At 67.4% G+C, this 16,532-nt stretch carries 12 protein-coding genes; 7 read left to right on the top strand and 5 right to left on the bottom strand.

The features are described 5' to 3' along the window. The 3 genes from JOY90_RS25710 to JOY90_RS25720 form a co-directional block, all read left to right on the top strand. The coding region (locus JOY90_RS25710; RefSeq protein ID WP_367276996.1) for a UDP-2,3-diacylglucosamine diphosphatase at positions 1 to 346 on the top strand (346 nt) is incomplete at its 5' end. Positions 347 to 356: 10 nt separating this feature from the next. After that, complete coding sequence (locus JOY90_RS25715) at positions 357 to 1,436, top strand: glycosyltransferase family 1 protein (protein WP_291693917.1); 1,080 nt, start codon at positions 357 to 359, stop codon at positions 1,434 to 1,436. Positions 1,437 to 1,453: 17 nt separating this feature from the next. After that, positions 1,454 to 2,446 (top strand): threonine/serine dehydratase, encoded by a 993-nt coding sequence (locus JOY90_RS25720; RefSeq protein WP_291693918.1) that lies wholly within the window; start codon positions 1,454 to 1,456, stop codon positions 2,444 to 2,446. Between the two features lie 9 nt (positions 2,447 to 2,455). On the opposite strand, the gene JOY90_RS25725 is transcribed toward JOY90_RS25720, so the two are convergent. From JOY90_RS25725 to JOY90_RS25735, 3 genes are all read right to left on the bottom strand, one after another. Next, positions 2,456 to 3,991, bottom strand: a complete 1,536-nt coding sequence (locus JOY90_RS25725) for a caspase family protein (protein WP_291693919.1) — start codon at positions 3,989 to 3,991, stop codon at positions 2,456 to 2,458. Between the two features lie 102 nt (positions 3,992 to 4,093). After that, positions 4,094 to 5,014 carry a hypothetical protein gene (locus JOY90_RS40200; RefSeq protein ID WP_367276997.1) on the bottom strand — a complete coding sequence of 307 codons (921 nt, stop codon included), beginning with the start codon at positions 5,012 to 5,014 and terminating at the stop codon, positions 4,094 to 4,096. Positions 5,015 to 5,307: 293 nt separating this feature from the next. Continuing rightward, a complete protein-coding gene (locus JOY90_RS25735; RefSeq protein WP_291693920.1) occupies positions 5,308 to 6,726 on the bottom strand; it encodes a hypothetical protein in 1,419 nt (472 codons plus the stop codon). 77 nt (positions 6,727 to 6,803) lie between these two features. Between JOY90_RS25735 and JOY90_RS25740 the strand changes: the two genes are divergently transcribed. Further along, positions 6,804 to 8,003: an MFS transporter gene (locus tag JOY90_RS25740; RefSeq protein WP_291693921.1), complete on the top strand. Its 1,200-nt coding sequence runs from the start codon at positions 6,804 to 6,806 to the stop codon at positions 8,001 to 8,003. Here JOY90_RS25740 and dgcA read toward each other — a convergent pair. Beyond that, complete coding sequence (gene dgcA, locus JOY90_RS25745) at positions 7,973 to 8,968, bottom strand: N-acetyl-D-Glu racemase DgcA (protein ID WP_291693922.1); 996 nt, start codon at positions 8,966 to 8,968, stop codon at positions 7,973 to 7,975. The genes JOY90_RS25740 and dgcA overlap by 31 nt on opposite strands. Before the next feature lie 137 nt (positions 8,969 to 9,105). On the opposite strand from dgcA, the gene JOY90_RS25750 reads away from it, so the two are divergent. From JOY90_RS25750 to JOY90_RS25760, 3 genes are read left to right on the top strand one after another with little or no spacing between them, the layout of a single operon-like run. Further along, complete coding sequence (locus tag JOY90_RS25750) at positions 9,106 to 10,239, top strand: ABC transporter permease (protein ID WP_291693923.1); 1,134 nt, start codon at positions 9,106 to 9,108, stop codon at positions 10,237 to 10,239. A gap of 2 nt (positions 10,240 to 10,241) precedes the next feature. Next, on the top strand, positions 10,242 to 11,012 hold the full coding sequence (locus tag JOY90_RS25755) for an ABC transporter ATP-binding protein (protein WP_291693924.1): 771 nt from the start codon (positions 10,242 to 10,244) through the stop codon (positions 11,010 to 11,012). Positions 11,013 to 11,030: 18 nt separating this feature from the next. Then, positions 11,031 to 11,906 carry an MlaD family protein gene (locus tag JOY90_RS25760; RefSeq protein ID WP_291693925.1) on the top strand — a complete coding sequence of 292 codons (876 nt, stop codon included), beginning with the start codon at positions 11,031 to 11,033 and terminating at the stop codon, positions 11,904 to 11,906. 12 nt (positions 11,907 to 11,918) lie between these two features. Here the strand turns inward: JOY90_RS25760 and JOY90_RS25765 are convergent. Next, a partial coding sequence (locus JOY90_RS25765; RefSeq protein ID WP_291693926.1) for a hypothetical protein occupies positions 11,919 to 16,532 on the bottom strand: 4,614 nt, incomplete at its 5' end.

Here is a 16,532-nt window from a genome sequence, read left to right on the forward strand (position 1 = left end):
CCGTCTGGTCAATTTCTTCCGGCGCATGTTCGGCGTGCGCTACTGGTCGCTGTCGCAATGGGCCAAGCAGAAGGTCAAGAACGCGGTGAACTACATCGGCGCGTTCGAGACCGCGCTCGCCGCCGAGGCGCGGCGGCACGGTGCCGACGGCGTGATCTGCGGCCACATCCACTATGCCGTGATCCGCGACGAGCAGGGCATCCGCTACATGAACTGCGGCGATTGGGTGGAGAGTTGCACGGCGCTCGTCGAGCACGAAGACGGCAGGTTCGAGATCATCACCTGGGCCGATCTGGCGCCGCGGCTCGCGCCGATCTCGCCGCGGGTGGCCGAGCACGCAGCGTGATGGATGTTTCATGAGAATCCTGGTCGCTACCGACGCATGGCATCCCCAGGTCAATGGGGTGGTGCGGACGCTGGCGATGATGGCCGACGCGGTGACTGCGCTCGGCTCCGAGGTTTCGTTCCTCACGCCGGACTCCTTCCGGACCGTCGCGATGCCGAGCTATCGCGATCTGCGCCTCGCTCTGCCCTGGCCGGGGAAAGTGGCGCGGCTGATCGCACAGGCCTGTCCCGACAGCATCCACATCGCGACCGAGGGGCCGATCGGCTTCCTGGTCCGCCGTTATTGCCGCAAGCACGGCCTGCCATTCACCACGAGCTTCCATACCCGCTTTCCCGAATACGTGTCCGCGCGCGCCCCGGTGCCGGAGTCCTGGGTGTGGGCGACGTTGCGCTGGTTTCACCGCGAGAGCAAAGCCGTGATGGCGGCAACGCCGGCGCTGGCCGAGGAGTTGCGCGCCCGCGGCTTTCCGAATGTCGTGCTGTGGCCGCGCGGGGTTGATACCGCCCTGTTCCGTCCACGTCCCGTCGATCTCTGCCTGCCCGATCCGATCTTCCTCTGCGTCGGCCGGGTCGCGGTGGAGAAGAACCTCGAGGCGTTCCTTGCGCTCGATCTGCCGGGGACCAAGGTGATCGTCGGGGATGGGCCGGCACGCGCGGCGCTGGAGCGGCGCTTTCCTGACGCCGTGTTTCTCGGCGCCTTGCAGGGCGAGGCGCTGGCATCGGTCTATGCCTCGGCCGACGTCTTCGTGTTTCCGAGCCGGACCGACACGTTCGGCCTCGTTCTTCTGGAAGCGCTGGCGAGCGGGCTGCCGGTCGCCGCGTTTCCGGTGGCGGGCCCGCGCGATGTCATCGGCGATGCGGCGGTCGGGGTGCTTTCGGAAGATCTGCGCGAGGCCTGCCTGGCGGCGCTCGAAATTCCGCGGCGGGCCTGCGTCGAATTCGCGGCTGGGCATACCTGGGAGGCCTCCGCGCGTGCGTTTCTCGACAACATGGCCATCTTTTCGGCACCTGGTGTCGCGGACGGGCCGGCCGAAATGGCCGCCCAGGACCATGATCGCGCCGCGGGTCTGGCTTGCCCGCATGTGAGCTGACGCGATAAAAAGCCGGGATGACCCACATCATCTCAGACCTTCCCATCGGCCCGACGGACATCGAGGCGGCCGCGCGCACGGTCGCGCCGTTCGCGGTGCGCACGCCGCTATTGTCTCCGCCCGTGCTCAACGAGCGCATCGGCACCCGCGTCTTTCTCAAGCCCGAGATGCTGCAGCGGACCGGCTCGTTCAAGTTCCGCGGTGCCTTCAACAAGCTGTCGTCGATCCCGCAGGAGCAGCGCGGTGGCGGCGTGGTCGCGTTCTCCTCCGGCAACCATGCGCAAGGCGTGGCGGCGGCGGCGAAAATCCTCAACATGCGTGCGACCATCGTGATGCCCAAGGATGCGCCGGCCTCCAAGCGCGAGCGCACCAAGGCTTTTGGCGCAGAGGTGGTGCTCTACGACCGCCACCGCGAGGACCGCGAGCAGATCGCGCGCGATATCGCCGGTCCCCGCGGCGCGACGCTGGTGAAGCCCTATGACGATCCCCATGTGATCGCGGGACAGGGCACTGCGGGCCGCGAGATCGCCGAGGACATGGCCGGGCTCGGCCTCGCGCCTGACGTCGTGGTGGCGCCGGCCTCCGGCGGCGGCCTGATCGCGGGCGTCGCGACCGCGGTGAAGGCGCGGTTTCCGCGCGCCACCCTGATCGTAGCCGAGCCGGAAGGGTTTGACGATCACGGCCGTTCGCTGGTTGCCGGGAGGCGCGAGGCCCATGGTGCCGGAGGCGGCCGCACCATCTGCGACGCGTTGATGGCCTTGACGCCGGGCGAGATCACCTTCGCGATCAACAGGCGGCTGCTGTCCCATGGCGTGACGGCAACCGACGAGGAGGTCGGGGCCGCGGTGGCGTTCGCCTTCCGCGAGCTGAAGCTCGTGGTCGAGCCGGGCGGGGCGGTCGGGCTCGCCGCGCTGCTCGCCGGCCGCATCGACACCAGGGACAAGAATGTCGTGATCGTGCTCTCCGGCGGCAATGTCGACGCCGATCTCTACGCGAAACTGGTGGCGTGACGCGCGCGATCAGTGCCTGAACCCGCCGCCGTGACCGCCCACCGCGAAGCGGGGGCTGGCGAAGTGGGAATTGAAGTTGCTCATGCCGCCGCCCATCTGACCGCGTGCGAAGGTCTGGGGATGCGGCCGGAAGGCCGGCGCGGGGCGGTGGAACTGGTGAAGATCGGAGCGCCGGAGGTCGTTGCGGAATTTCTCGTGATGGTTGGCGGGAAAGTCGGCGATGTGTTTGCCGCCAGTCGCGGGTATCGTCGGGTGCGGTCCGGCGGGCAGCGAGACGATCCGCGTCGGCTCGTCGTGCAGCTTGAAGCTCGGCGGCACGAGCAGGCGGGTCGGCTGGACGATCGACACCGGCTTGGGCTGCGCGGCGAGCCTCAGCGCGACTGGGCCGTAGACGCTCTTGCCGTAGCTGTCGGAGAACGCCTTGTAGGCGAGCGGCGAGTTCACCTGCACCGCGTGATGCCAGGCGGTCTCTTCCAGGAGATTGGCAAGGAGACGACGGATGCGATCGCACAGGGGATCGTCCGGAAACATCCGGATGAACTCCTGATAGTATTCCGGCGAGCCCTCGGAGACGACGAAATCATAGGCCTGGCGCATCGAGCGGCTGGGCAGGTTGGCGGCGAGCTGGACCACGGGGGCGTTGGCCGGGGCGCGGCCGGCGGCGACCGCGGTGTCGCCGAAGAAGTAGAATTCGCTGGTGAGCGAGGAGCTCTCCCACGGCGTCTGCTGGCCGCCGGTGGCCTGGTTCACTTCGAGGCGGACGCGCTTGAACAACTGCTCGATCGGCTGGTTGGGCTCGCGCGCGAGCTTCAGAAACGCCGCGGTGTAGGGGCTGTGGTCGGCGACGCCGTCGAGCGCCTCCTCGCCTGGCGCGGTCGAGTAGCCGACGATCGAGCCGTTCGGGGCATCGACGATGGCGAGCCCCCGGCCGGCGTCGTTGACGGTCGGGAACGGATTGTTGCGGCAGGCATCGAGCACGACGATGCGCAGCCGGCTCGGGATCGTTTCCAGCGTCGCCATCAGGTCGACGAGCCGGACCGAGTTGTCGAGCAGGTCGGACGGCGCCGAGATCCGCGCATCGACCGGGATCAGGTAGTTCTCGCCGGCGAGCTGCACGCCGTGCCCGGCATAATAGATCATGGCGACCGTGTTCGGCCCGCGGGAGGCGACGCGGTCGGTGAACTGCTGTACCACCTTGATCATGTCGCTCTGCGTCAGATCGGTCGCAGCAATGACATCGAACCCGGCCGAGCCCAGGAACTCGGCCATCGACTGCGCGTCGTTGTCGGGGTTGGGGAGCGGCGCCGCGTTCCGGTAGTGCGAATTGCCGATCACCAGCGCGACCCGCTGTTCAGGCCCGCGCGGCGTTGCCGGTGTTTCGGAATTGGTGGCCACCACCGTGGTCGATGGCTCGGCCAGCGCGCGTGGCGGCGGCGGCTCGGTGATGGCGGTCTCGGGGTTCGCACCTTGCGCGAAGACCGGGCCAAATGCACCCAGGCCAGCCAGCAGAGCAAGGCCGTGAAGCAATGTTTTGAAACGGGACATGACGTCCTCCCCACGCAAACCTCGACAGAGATTCCGCGGGCGACGCTAGTCGGGAGTCCATTCGGCGTACGTGATGTCAGTCACGATCGCGGCGGCCGACGATCAGGAGAAGAAGTCGATCTTCTCCATCAAACTCATGTGCCGGATCGTTTCGAGAGCATCTTCCGTCGTCGACATGGAGGGCATGGCTGCGGGCCGGGACGCAGGCGTGGGCTCGACCCGCGGCAGACGGTGCAGCGAGGACATGATGTCCGGCTCATTGGCCAGCCCAACCACGAGCGTCGGCCTTGGTCTCGGGCGCGTGATGTAGAAGCCGCCGTCGTCCAGCAGCGACTGGTGTCGCTTGACCTCGTCCGGATCGATGGCGGCCATCTCCGCCGCGACGCGTTCCATCGCGGCTTCGTCGTCGGTGCGCTCAGCGGCGGCCGCACTGTCCGACGGCGGCTGTGGGGCAGGGACGTCGGCCGTGGGGAACGGGGCTTTCCGATCGCCCGCCCGCAACCCGTCGATGCTGGTCTTGATCAGATTGAACGCGGCGTTGAGCGCTGCGCCCGCGTCGACGCCGGCAATCTGGTCGCAGATGGTCTCGATGACGTTGACCTGACATTCGATCAGGTCGCAGATCCGTCCGTCGGCACCGATCTCGCGCCAGCGCCAGGAAATTTCGCGGATGACGCGGGCGCCCTTGCGGATCGGGGCCAGCCGCTGCTCGAGCTGGAGGCTGTCGCGCACCGTCGCTGCGGCCTGCTCGACCGCATCTCCGATCGTGTCGAGCGCCTGCGCGAGGCGACGGTCGGCATCCGTGTTGGACGGTTGCTGCGACGTCAGCGTCGCTTCGATGCGCGCGATGGCGCTGATCACCATCAGCGTGTCGGCGTTGCGGTTGCGCTGGGCATATTCGCCGAGGAACCAGCGGCCACGGGCCGTTTCCATGAAGGCGTCCCGGATCGCTTCGTAGTCCGCTTCGCCCGGCTGCACCGAACGCGCGGCGATCGGCGAGAGCGCAAACGCTTCGTTAGCCATTACAACCCTATCCCTACCATCACTGCACGCTGCAGGATCGGGCGACGCGCTATCGACCAACTCTTGATTGAAGCTGGGCCGTCCTACTCACGAAGCCCGATCGTGTTGCACGCCGTCATATGCGGAATCGGCGGCCCCCTTTGGGCTGCTTTGCGGTGCGTTGTTGAGTCTTCTGAGTCTGGATCAAGGCAAAATGCGGCGATGTTAAATCCGTTTTAAGAGGTGTTGATATTTTGTTAATCGAGGAACGCAGCGCATGAGCCGGGCTTCCTTGGAAGCGAGCCGTGCCGCGATCAGGAGAAGAGCGCGATCTTCTCGGCCTGGCTCATGCGGCGGATCGGCGCCAGCGGATCGTTCGCTGGATTCCTCGATGGCTGCAGGAAGCCGTTGGCCAGGATGGTCGAGCCGAGCGACGGCTCAGGCGCGGCCCGGGGTGCCGGGACAGGGGTGCGTACGGCTTCAACTGCGGGGGCCGGCGCGATTTGAGCGGGAGTCTCGGGAACAGCGTCAGGGACGGGAGCGGGCTTCGGCGCGGGTTCGGGCACGACGCGCGGCAGGACGGCGAGTGACGGCGCCGCAGATTCGGGCTCCTCTGCGACCAGCATGGGCTCGATCAGGGGACGCGCGACGTAGATGTCGTCATCCTGCGACGAGCGGAAGTCGACATCGTCGGAGTCGGACGCGGCCATTTCGATCGCGACCAGCTTCAGCACGGCGTCGTCATGCGCTTCATCTGCATCCCCCGAAAGCTCCGCGGGGGCCTGCTTGACAATGATGTCGTCTTCGGCGTGCCCTTCGAGGGCGGTTTCACGCTTCAGTTCAAGCCCGATTTCAACCGGCGCCTCGACCAGTTCGATAACCGCCATGTCGGCCGGCCCGACCGGCGCTTCAGCAGGGCTGGCGGCCGGATCTTCCGGCGCTCTGACGAACTCCATGTCGACGGTGGCCGCTGCTGCCGGCACGTCTGGTCGGCCTGCGGGATCGCCGGTCTCCGTGGCGACTGCTGCGGTCACGACCGTCTCGGCTGCCGTCACCACATCTTCGGCAGGGGAAGTCGCCTGGAGCTCCGTTGCGACCGAATGCGCCGGCTCGGCCGGACCGGCAACGGGGGCTTCATCCGCACCTGCGGCCGGCATGGAGTCGGCAGCCTCTCCGACCGGCGGAGCCGTGTCGGCGCCATCGCCGAAGGCGTCGATCCGGGCCTTGATCAAGTCGAAGGCGGTGCTCAGCGCCGTGCGGGGATCGACATCCGCGATCTGGCCGCAGGCGGCCTCGATCGCGCCGACCTGCGAATCGATCAGGTCGCAGATCCGGCCGTCGGCGCCGATCTCGCGCCAGCGCCAGGAGATTTCCTTGATGATACGGACGCCGCGATGAATCGGCGTCAGGCTTTCCTCGACCTTGAGGCCGTCGAGCGCCGTAGCGGTCGCCTGCTCGGCGTCGCTGACGGCGTTGCGGATGGCAGCCAGCATATCGCCAAGCTGCTGGTCGGTGACCGACTGACGCTGCGACGCCAGCGTCTCCTCGATCCGCGCCACCGCATCCAGCACCATGCGCGTGTCGGCGTTGCGATTGCGCTTGGCGTACTCGCCGAGGAACCAGCGGCCGCGCGACGTCTCCATGAAGGCATCGCGAATCGCATCGTAATCCGCCTCGCCGGGCTGCACCGGGCGGGCGGAAATCGGCGAGAGGGCAAATGCTTCGTCGACCATGAACGACTCTGTCCGCGCAAATCACAGCGCGTTGCGATAACGATCACCACGAACTTGGCCGAATCGCAATTGAATTGATGGCTTCCGGATCACAAATCCCCATGGCATCGCGCCTAACCTCTCGCAGGTTCGCGGGTTTTCTGGGGCTGGTCTATGGCACCGGCTTCGGGCTGTTGGGGACTCACCTGCCGTTCTTCCCGGTCTGGCTCAGGGCGGTCGACGTCGATCCAGCCTGGATCGGAATCATCACGGCAGTGCCGTCGGTCACGCGGTTCACGACCTTGCCGTTCGTGACCGGACTTGCCGAGCGGCACCAGGCACTGCGCGGCGGCATCATCGTGCTGGGCTTTGCGACCGCGATCGGGCTTGCCGTGGTCGGCTTGCAGCACCAGGCGTGGTCGATTTTCCTCGCTTATGCCGTGACCTGCTGCGTCTGGACGCCGATGGTGCCTCTGACCGACGCCTATGCGCTGCGCGGCGTCAGGCAATACAGCCTCGACTATGGTCCGCTGCGGCTGTGGGGGTCGGCGGCGTTCGTCCTCGGCGCATTGGCGTGCGGGGCCCTGATCGACGTCATCGCAGCGCAGTACCTGGTCTGGATCATTGCCGGCATGGCGGCGATCAATGCGCTGACGAGCCTCGGGCTTCGGCCGCTCCGACCGCTGAAACCGAGCTCCACCGCGCTCCATGGCGCCAATGCCCTGCTGCGCGACCGGGGGTTCCTCGCCATCATCGTTGCCTCGGCGCTGATCCAGAGCAGCCATTCCGCCTATTATGTCGTCGCATCCATCGCCTGGCGCCAGGAAGGCTTTGGCGGGCTGACGATCGCGGGCCTCTGGACGCTCGGCGTGCTTGCCGAGATCGTGGTGTTCGCGCTTTCGCCGCGCTTTACCCTGGCGCCGGCGACGCAGGTCGTCATTGCCGCAGCCTGTGCGGCCGCGCGCTGGACCATCACGGCGTGGGCGCCGCCGATCGCGATCCTCGCGCCGGTCCAACTGATGCACGGCCTGACCTTCGGGTTGACCCAGGTCGGCATCATGAACCTGATGGTCCATCAGGTGCCGGGCCACGTCACGGCTCGCGGGCAGGGCTACCTAGCCGCCTGCAGCGGGATTGTGTCCGGGAGCAGCTATGTGCTCTCAGGCGTCGTCTTCGCCCGCTACGGGCAGAACGTCTATTACGTCATGGCCGTGATCGCGGCGTGCGGCGGCCTCGTGATGTGGTCGGCGCGGGGCCGTCTGGCCGATCATCCCCACAGCTCCGGTTCCGGCGGATAGACTAGGCTGCCCTCGTAGCGCAGGCCGCCTTCGCGGTCGTGCGCCAGCAGCAGGGGCCCGTCGAGATCGACGAAACGGGCCTGCGGCGTGAGCAGCATCGCCGGCGCCATCGCCAGCGAGCTGCCGACCATGCAGCCCACCATGATCTCGAAGCCGAGCGCACGTGCCGCGTCGGCCATCGCGAGCGCCTCGGTCAGCCCGCCGGTCTTGTCGAGCTTGATGTTGACGGCATCATAGCGCGCCCGAAGACCCTCCAGCGACGCGCGGTCGTGGACGCTCTCGTCGGCGCAGACGGCAATGCGCCGGCGGATGGTTGCCAGCATCTCGTCCTGGCCCGCAGGCAGCGGCTGCTCGACCAGGGTGACGCCGGCCTCGGCGCATGCGCCAAGGTTCTGCTCCAGGTTCGCCGGCGTCCAGGCCTCGTTGGCGTCGACGATCAACTCGGACGTGGGCGCGGCGCGGCGGACGGCGGCGATGCGCGCTTGATCGCCGTCGCCGCCGAGCTTGATCTTCAGCAGCGGCCGATGCGCCGCTTTGGCGGTGGCCGCGGCCATCGTCTCGGATGAGGCCAGCGAGATCGTAAAGGCCGTCACGCAGGGCCCGGGCTCGGGGCGTCCGAGCAGCGTCCATGCCCGCTCGCCGCGGCTCTTGGCCTCCAAGTCGATCAGCGCGCAATCCAATGCGTTACGGGCGGCGCCGGCCGGAAGCGCAGCCTGCAACATTTGCCGGTCGAGCCCCCGTGCCACGGCCTCCCGCATCGCCTCGAGCGTCGCCAGCGTGGCCTCCGGTGTCTCGCGATAGCGCGGGTAGGGGACACATTCGCCACGCCCGATATGGCCGTCCCGGCTCGCTTCGGCCACGACGGTAACGGCCTCGGTCTTGGCACCGCGGCTGATCGTGAACGCACCCGCGATCGGAAACCGCTCGATTCGCACAAGGAGCTTTGGAATTTCGGTGGAAGTCATTTTAAAATCTGGCGATTTTCTCGAACCCCCGGCTTGTCGGGTGCGACCAAGTATGGCTGGCTGCGGGTGGGGTTTACAAGCCAGGGCCAGTGTGGGACCGGGCTCCGTTGGGGGTTTGGGCGCAGGAGCGGGTGGACGTGAACGGGGACCCGACATTGGAACGGATCGCGCGAGGCAATGCGCTCGCGCTGTGCGCCGGCGGGCCATGGACGGCAACCTTTGCGCCTGTGCTCGAGCGGATCGTGGCCGACGCCGAGAAGCTCGCCGGCAGCCGTCTTGATATCCTGATCGATGTTTCGCAAGTCTCCCGGCTCGATACTTTCGGAGCATGGCTGATCGAGCGATTGCGCCGCAGCCTGGCGCAGGGGCGCGCCGAGACCAATATTGCGGGGCTGTCGACCAACTATGCGAGCCTGGTCGACGAGGTCCGCCGGGTGAACTCCGTGCCGGCGGCAGAGCGGGCGTCGGTCACGATTTCGGGCATGCTGGCTACGCTCGGCCGCAGCGTCGCGACCATTGGCGACACCTTCCTCGGCCTGATCGACATGCTCGGCGCGGTGCTGGCGGCGAGTGTCCGTGTGCTGCTCCATCCCCGGAGCTTCCGCCTGACCTCGACCGTGCATCACCTCGAGCAGGTGTGCTGGCGGGCCGTGCCGATCATCGTGCTGATCACCTTCCTGATCGGCTGCATCATCTCGCAGCAGGGCATCTTCCACTTCCGCCGCTTCGGCGCCGACATCTTCGTCGTCGACATGCTGGGCGTCCTGGTGCTGCGCGAGATCGGCGTGCTGCTGGTCGCGATCATGGTCGCGGGGCGTTCGGGCAGCGCCTACACCGCCGAGCTCGGTTCGATGAAGATGCGCGAGGAGATCGATGCGCTGCGCACCATGGGCTTCGACCCGATCGAGGTGCTGATCCTGCCGCGCATGCTGGCGCTCGTCATCGCGATGCCGATTCTGGCGTTCCTCGGCGCGATGGCTGCGCTGTATGGCGGCGGGCTGGTCGCCTGGCTCTATGGCGGCGTCGACCCCGAGGCGTTCCTGCTGCGCCTGCGTGATGCCATCTCGATCGATCATTTCACGGTCGGCATGATCAAGGCGCCGGTGATGGCGGCCGTGATCGGCATCGTCGCCTGCGTCGAGGGGCTTGCGGTGCAGGGCAGCGCGGAATCGCTTGGTCAGCACACCACCGCCTCGGTGGTGAAGGGCATCTTCTTCGTTATCGTGATGGATGGCGTGTTCGCGATCTTCTTCGCCGCGATCGGAATATGATGATGGTCTCGGCTGCCTCCGACCCAATCATCCGCGTCCGCGACATCACCGTCCAGTTCGGGGCCACGAAAGTGCTCGACGGGCTCAATCTCGACGTCAAGCGCGGCGAAATCCTGGGCTTCGTCGGCCCTTCTGGGGCGGGCAAATCGGTGCTGACGCGCACCATCATCGGCCTGGTGCCGAAGCTCAGCGGCCGCATCGAGGTGTTCGGCATCGACCTGGATGCCGCCGACTCGACGGCGCGGCGGGGGGTGGAGCGGCGCTGGGGCATCCTGTTCCAGCAGGGTGCGCTGTTCTCCTCGCTGACGGTGCGGCAGAACATCCAGTTCCCGGTCCGGGAATATCTCAAGGTCTCGCAGCGGCTTTTGGACGAGATCATGGTGGCGAAGCTGGTCATGGTGGGCCTGCGGCCGGAGGTCGCGGACCGCTTTCCGGCGGAGCTGTCCGGTGGCATGATCAAGCGCGTGGCGCTGGCGCGGGCACTGGCGCTCGATCCGGAGCTGGTCTTTCTCGACGAGCCCACCTCCGGGCTTGATCCGATCGGCGCCGGCGACTTCGACGAGCTGGTCCGGACCCTGCAGCGCACTTTGGGACTGACCGTTTTCATGGTAACCCACGACCTGGACAGCCTTTATACTGCCTGCGACCGTATTGCCGTTTTGGGGAATGGCAAGATCATTGCGGCAGGATCGATGGCCGACATGCAGGCCTCGGAGCATCCCTGGCTGAGGCAATATTTCCACGGCAAGCGCGCCCGCGCTGTGATGGGTTAGGGGCGGAGTTTCTCGAAGATGGAGACGCGGGCCAACTACGTTCTGATCGGATCGTTCACGCTGGCGGTGATCGCCGCGGCGTTTGGCTTCGTGCTCTGGTTCCAGAGCCTGCACACCACCAAGACCCGAGCGCCGCTGCGCATCATCTTCGAGGGGCCTGCCGCAGGCCTGCGCAACGGCGGCAACGTGAATTTCAACGGAATTCGAGTGGGCGAGGTGATCTCGGTCAAGCTCGACAACCCGCGCCGCATCGTGGCGCTGGCGATGGTCGAGAACAATGCTCCGATCCGGAAGGACACGATGGTCGGCCTGGAGTTCCAAGGTCTGACCGGTGTCGCCGCCATCTCGCTCAAGGGCGGCGACGAGGCCGCCCCGCCGGTTCCCCTCGACGAGGACGGCGTTCCCGTGCTGACCGCCGATCCGAACCGGTTGCAGGACGTGACCGAGGCGATCCGCGGCACCCTGCAGAACATCAACAGGGTGGTCGCCGACAATCAGGAGGCGGTGAGGAATTCGCTGCATAATCTGGAGGTCTTCACCCAATCGCTGGCGCGCAATTCCGAGCGCATCGACAACGTCATGGCGCGGGTCGATGGGGTCATGGGCAAGGCCGACAACCTGATGCTCGGCCTCAACACGCTGGCCGGCGGCAAGGAGGGCGGCGAACTGTTCCTCGCCGTGAAATCCATCCGCGAGCTCGCGGAGGACTTCGACAAGCGGTCCGGCCTGTTGATGTCGGACGGCCGCAAGACCTTGGCCGACATCAGCCGCGCCGTGAACAATTTCGACCGCAACCCGACCCGGGTGCTGTTCGGCGCCAGCAACTCCACCAGCAACGCCCAGGCGGCGCAGCCGGCGCCGGCTCCCGCTGCGGCCGAGCGGAAGCGGCAGTAAGCGAGCTGCCGCTCACCCCAGCCGGCCCGCCGCATGCGCGAGCAGGGTATAGACCAGCCCGGTCTCCGAGGTGAGATGGCCGCGCAGCGCCTGCGGACCGCGGTCCTCGCGCGCCACCTCGTCGAGCAGCCGCTCGAACTCGGTGATGTAGCGGTCGACGGTCTGCTTGAAGGCGCGGTCGGAGCGATATTTGCGCGCGACCTCGTCGAACGCCTTCTGGCCCGCCGGCGTGTAGAGCCGCTTCGAGAACGCCTTGGCCTCGCCGCGCTGGTAACGATCCCACATCTCGCCGGCCAGATTGCGGTCCATCAGCCGGGCGACGTCGAGCGACAGCGATTCCAGCGGGTTGGCGGCGGCCTGCGGCTGGGCGGGGCGGCCGCGGGGCGCGTCCCGCGGCGGCAGGCCGGCATCGGCCCGGTTCAGGAGATCGGAGAGCCAGCCGTCGCGGCCCTGGTCGGCACTCGCCGGACTGACCGGCGGCGCCTCGGTCCGGCGCGAGACTGGGCCGCCCAGGTCCGGCGGCGGCAGGCTGGACGCGCTGCCGGCCTCGCGCATGCGCATGTCGGTGCCCCGCCCGCCCACAGCGGCGAGCACCGGCTCCTCCTGGCGCGGCTCCTGACGCTGTACGGTCGGCCGGGTGTTGCTGACCACGTCCAGGCCGCGGCCATGATGGGCGACGATGCGGTTCAGCTCCGCCAGCGCCTCGATCTGGTCGACGATCACCTTGCGCATCTGCGCGGTGCTTTCGGCCGCTTCCTGCGGCATTTCGAGCACCCCGCGGCGGAGCTCGTTGCGGGTGCTCTCCAGCTCGCGCTGCATCTCGCCCGCCATCTGCTTCATGCTGCCGACCAGGCCTGCGAACTTGTCCGCGGACTGCTTGAACATCGCGTCAGCTTCCTGCGTGCTCTGCTGGTAGAGCTCGTGCATGGTCTGGGCGGTCATCCGCCGCTCTTCCTCCGCCGAGGCGCGGACGGCCTCGAACTGGCGGCTGATCGCTACCGACCCTGCGCCGGCGGTCTCCGCCACCACGCGTGCGATGTCGCGCGCGCGTTCCTCGGCGGCCGCCAGGGACTCGTCCAGCAAAGTGGTGAAGCGCGACAGCCGTTGATCGAGATCGGTGGTGCGCAGGTCGATGGTGGTGACCAGCGATTCCAGCGTCGTCTTGCGTTCGGCGACGGACGCAGTGGTGCTGCGGTTGGCCTGCTCGACGACCTCGGCGGCGTCGAGCAGCGCATGGCCGTGGGCCTCGAACTGGCTCGACAGCGAGCCCAGGCTCTCCAGCGCCTTGGCGCTCTTGTCGTTGAAAATGCCGAGCTGGTCCTCCAGGGTCTGGGTCGCGGCGCCGTTGCGCGAGGTGACGTCGTTCATGGCGGTGACGAAGTCTGCCACGCGCGTGACGAGGGCGCGCTCCAGGGAGTTCAGATTGTCGTGGGCGCCGGTCAACACCTCCTGCAGCAGGATGTTGCCTTCGCGCAGCCGCTCGAACAGTGCAACGGTGTCGGTACGCAGGATCTTGCTGGTCTCCTGCATCTCGGTCACGGCCTGGATCGAGACCTGGCGTGACTGCTCAAGCGCGGCGCGGGAGGCCGTCTCGAGCTCCCGCAGCGACTTGTTGACGGCGCCCGAGGCGAGCTCGCCGGCCGAGGTGATGGTGCGTGCGACCTCGGAGCCGTTGCTCATCATCGATTGCGAGAAGACGTGGCCGCGAGTCTCGATCGACTTCAGCGCGTCGGCGGTGACGCGGTCGATGTCGACCGTGAGCTGGGTGGCCCTGACGCCGAGCGCCTCCACCAGCGTGCCGCGCTTGCCGTCGATCATCTGCGACAGCCGATCGGTCTGCTGCTGCACATAAGTGACCATCTCGTCGGCCTTGGCGCCGATGACCGCTCCGAAATTGTTGCCCGCGGCGAGCACCGAGCGTTCGATCTCCGTCGAGGTCGACTTCACCCGCGAGGTGACCTCGTTCGACGCGGACACCAGTGCGTTCTGCGCGTTGAGCGCGCTGGTCTGGATGTTGTCGGTGGTGTTCGCGGTAGCCGCGCCGAGCGTGCGCTCGATGTCGCCGGCGATCGCCCTGATCTGGCTCGCAGCCTCAGCAGACGTCGAGGCCAGCGAGCCCTGTGCCTCGCGCGCACTGCCGAGGATCGAGGCGGCGGCGTCGGCGCCGACGGCCGACAATGTCCGCTCGATGTCGCTCGCGAGCGACTTGATGTGGTTGGCGGCATTGGAGGAGGCGCCGACCAGCGTGCTCTGCGCCTCGCGAGCGCTGGTCGTGATCGACTCCGCGGAGGACGCTCCTGCGGCCGCCAGCGTGCGCTCGACGTCCGAGGAAGCGCCGACCAGCGCATTCTGCGCCTCGCGGGCGCTGGCCGTGATCGATTCCGCGGTGGACGTTCCGGCGGCCAGGAGCGTGCGCTGCACCTCGTTCGTGAGCGACTTGACGTGCGTGGCGGCTTCCGCGGATGCTGAGATCAGCGCGTTCTGGGCGTTGCGGACGCTGCCGACGAGCGATTCCGCGGTGGAATCGCCGGCCATCGTCAGCGCACGTTGCACCTCCGTCGTGAGCGACCTGACCTGGTTGGCTGATTCGGCGGAGGCGCTGGCCAGGAGGCCCTGCGCTTCGCGGGCGCCCGAGGTGATGGACTCGGCGGTCGAGGCTCCGGCCATCGAAAGCGAGCGCTGCACGTCCGTGGCGAGCGACTTGACGTGATTGGCCGCATCCGACGACGCGGTGACCAGCGTGGTCTGCACCTCGCGGGCGCCGGCAAGGATCGAGGTGGCGGTCGCCGTGCCTGCGGCCGCCAGCGTCCGCTCGACGTCCGCGGACAGCAGCTTGATCTGATTGGCGGCATCGGCGGACGCGGTCACCAGGGTCGACTGGGCGTCGCGCGCGCTGGTCAGGATCGAGCTGGCCGCGCCGCTGCCGACCGAGGTGAGGGCGCGCTCGACCTCCGACGAGGTGAGCTTGAGCTGGGCGCTGACGTCCGACGAGACCGAGGAGAGCGATGCGCCGACCTCGGAGGAGACCGTCAGCAGCGACTGCTGGGCGGTGCGGGCGCCGGTCTGGATGGTCTCGCTGGTGTTGACCACGAGGTTGGTCAGCGAACGCTCGGCGTCCTCGACATGGGACTTGATGCTGCCCGACAGCATTTCCGTGCGCGCCATCAGGTCGTCGCTGGCCTGCCGGCCGCTGCTTTCGATCCTGCCGGCCACCGCCTCGATGCGCGAGCCCAGCAGGTCCTCGAACTGCGCGACGCGCGTGTCGATGTCGCTGGCGACCGCACCGACCCGGGTCTCGATGCCCTGGTGAATCTCCTGGAAGCGGGCGGTGATGGTATTTGCGAGGTGCGAGCTGCGGCCGTCGATCGTCTCGGTGACGCTGGCGATCCGGCGATCGATCGCATCGACCGCCTGCGCGGTGCCCTCGGTCAGCGACGAGCTGAGGCGACCGAGGTGGGAATCGATCGAATGGATCACCTGTGCGGCGCTGTCGGTCATCGAGGTCGCGAACGACCCGAGCCGGCTCTCGATGGTGTCGGTGACCGATCTCGAGCGGTTCTCGAAGGTCGTCTCCAGCGATTTCAGCCGGCCTTCGATCGATTCATCGAACGACCTGATCTTGCTTTCGAGCGAGGTGTCGAGGTAGGCGACGCGGCCTTCCAACGTGGTCTCGAAGTGCGCGAGCCTGGAGTCCATCGCGGAGGTGATCCCGCCGCCATTGGAGGTCACGCGGTCGTCGAAGGTGTCGACATAGGTCTTCAGGCTGTCGGCGATCTCCTGGGTGCGCTGCCCCATGCGCTCGACGATCTCGCCGCCGAAGGTCTTGACGGTGCGATCGAACTCCGAGATGTGGCGGGTGATCAGCGCCCCGAGCGTTCCGCTGTCGCGGGCGAATCTCTCGGCCAGCTCGCCGCCCTGGTTCTTCACCAGCTCGTCGAACGCGCTCATCTGCAGCAACAGCGTGTCGTGGGCGCTCTCGGTCTGGCCGACGACCTTCGCAACCATCGTGTTGACCGTGGCGTCGAGCGATTCGGCGGCCTTGTCGCCCGAAGAGAGGATCTGGCCCGACAGGCGGTTGCTGGCATCGTCGATCTTGCCGACCAGGTCCTGGCTGCGCAGCTCGAGCTCCAGCAACAGCGAATCGCTGGAGTTCTTCAGGATGTCGTGGACCTGCTCGGTACGGTCGGAGATGCCGTCGATGATGGTCGAGGAGCGCTGCTCGAACTCGCCGGTGATGCGGTCGATGCGCTCGTTCAGCATGTCGTGGACGCGATCGGCGAGGTCGACGAATTCGTCGTGCACATGGCCGGTCTTGAAGTTGAGGCTCGTGGTCAGCCGCTCCGAGGCGTCGAGCACCGCGCGCGTGGTCTCGTTGCTCGCTTCCTCGAGCCGGTCGAGCAGGTCGCCGCCGCGCTCGCCGAGCGCGAGGATCATGTTGTCGCCGGCGTTGCTCAGTGCGGCGGTGATATGCGCGCCGCGCTCCTCCAGCGCGCTGGTGATGCTCTTGGCGACCTCGTCGACGCGGGAGGCGATGGCGTCCGAGATCAATGCGATGTCGTGGCGCAGGTCGATCTGCACGCCGGAGATCGCGCTGCGGACCTGCTCGGCCTGTCCGACCAGATTGTC

The organism is Bradyrhizobium sp., from assembly GCF_019242285.1.
In the GTDB taxonomy this organism is placed as follows: domain Bacteria; phylum Pseudomonadota; class Alphaproteobacteria; order Rhizobiales; family Xanthobacteraceae; genus Bradyrhizobium.

Bases quoted from the DNA above. Each gene is read 5' to 3' on its own strand.
- JOY90_RS25715 (WP_291693917.1), top strand. From the start codon at position 357: ATGAGAATCCTGGTCGCTACCGACGCATGGCATCCCCAGGTCAATGGG.
- JOY90_RS25720 (WP_291693918.1), top strand. From the start codon at position 1,454: ATGACCCACATCATCTCAGACCTTCCCATCGGCCCGACGGACATCGAG.
- JOY90_RS25725 (WP_291693919.1), bottom strand. From the start codon at position 3,991: ATGTCCCGTTTCAAAACATTGCTTCACGGCCTTGCTCTGCTGGCTGGC.
- JOY90_RS40200 (WP_367276997.1), bottom strand. From the start codon at position 5,014: ATGGCTAACGAAGCGTTTGCGCTCTCGCCGATCGCCGCGCGTTCGGTG.
- JOY90_RS25735 (WP_291693920.1), bottom strand. From the start codon at position 6,726: ATGGTCGACGAAGCATTTGCCCTCTCGCCGATTTCCGCCCGCCCGGTG.
- JOY90_RS25740 (WP_291693921.1), top strand. From the start codon at position 6,804: ATGGCTTCCGGATCACAAATCCCCATGGCATCGCGCCTAACCTCTCGC.
- dgcA (WP_291693922.1), bottom strand. From the start codon at position 8,968: ATGACTTCCACCGAAATTCCAAAGCTCCTTGTGCGAATCGAGCGGTTT.
- JOY90_RS25755 (WP_291693924.1), top strand. From the start codon at position 10,242: ATGGTCTCGGCTGCCTCCGACCCAATCATCCGCGTCCGCGACATCACC.
- JOY90_RS25760 (WP_291693925.1), top strand. From the start codon at position 11,031: ATGGAGACGCGGGCCAACTACGTTCTGATCGGATCGTTCACGCTGGCG.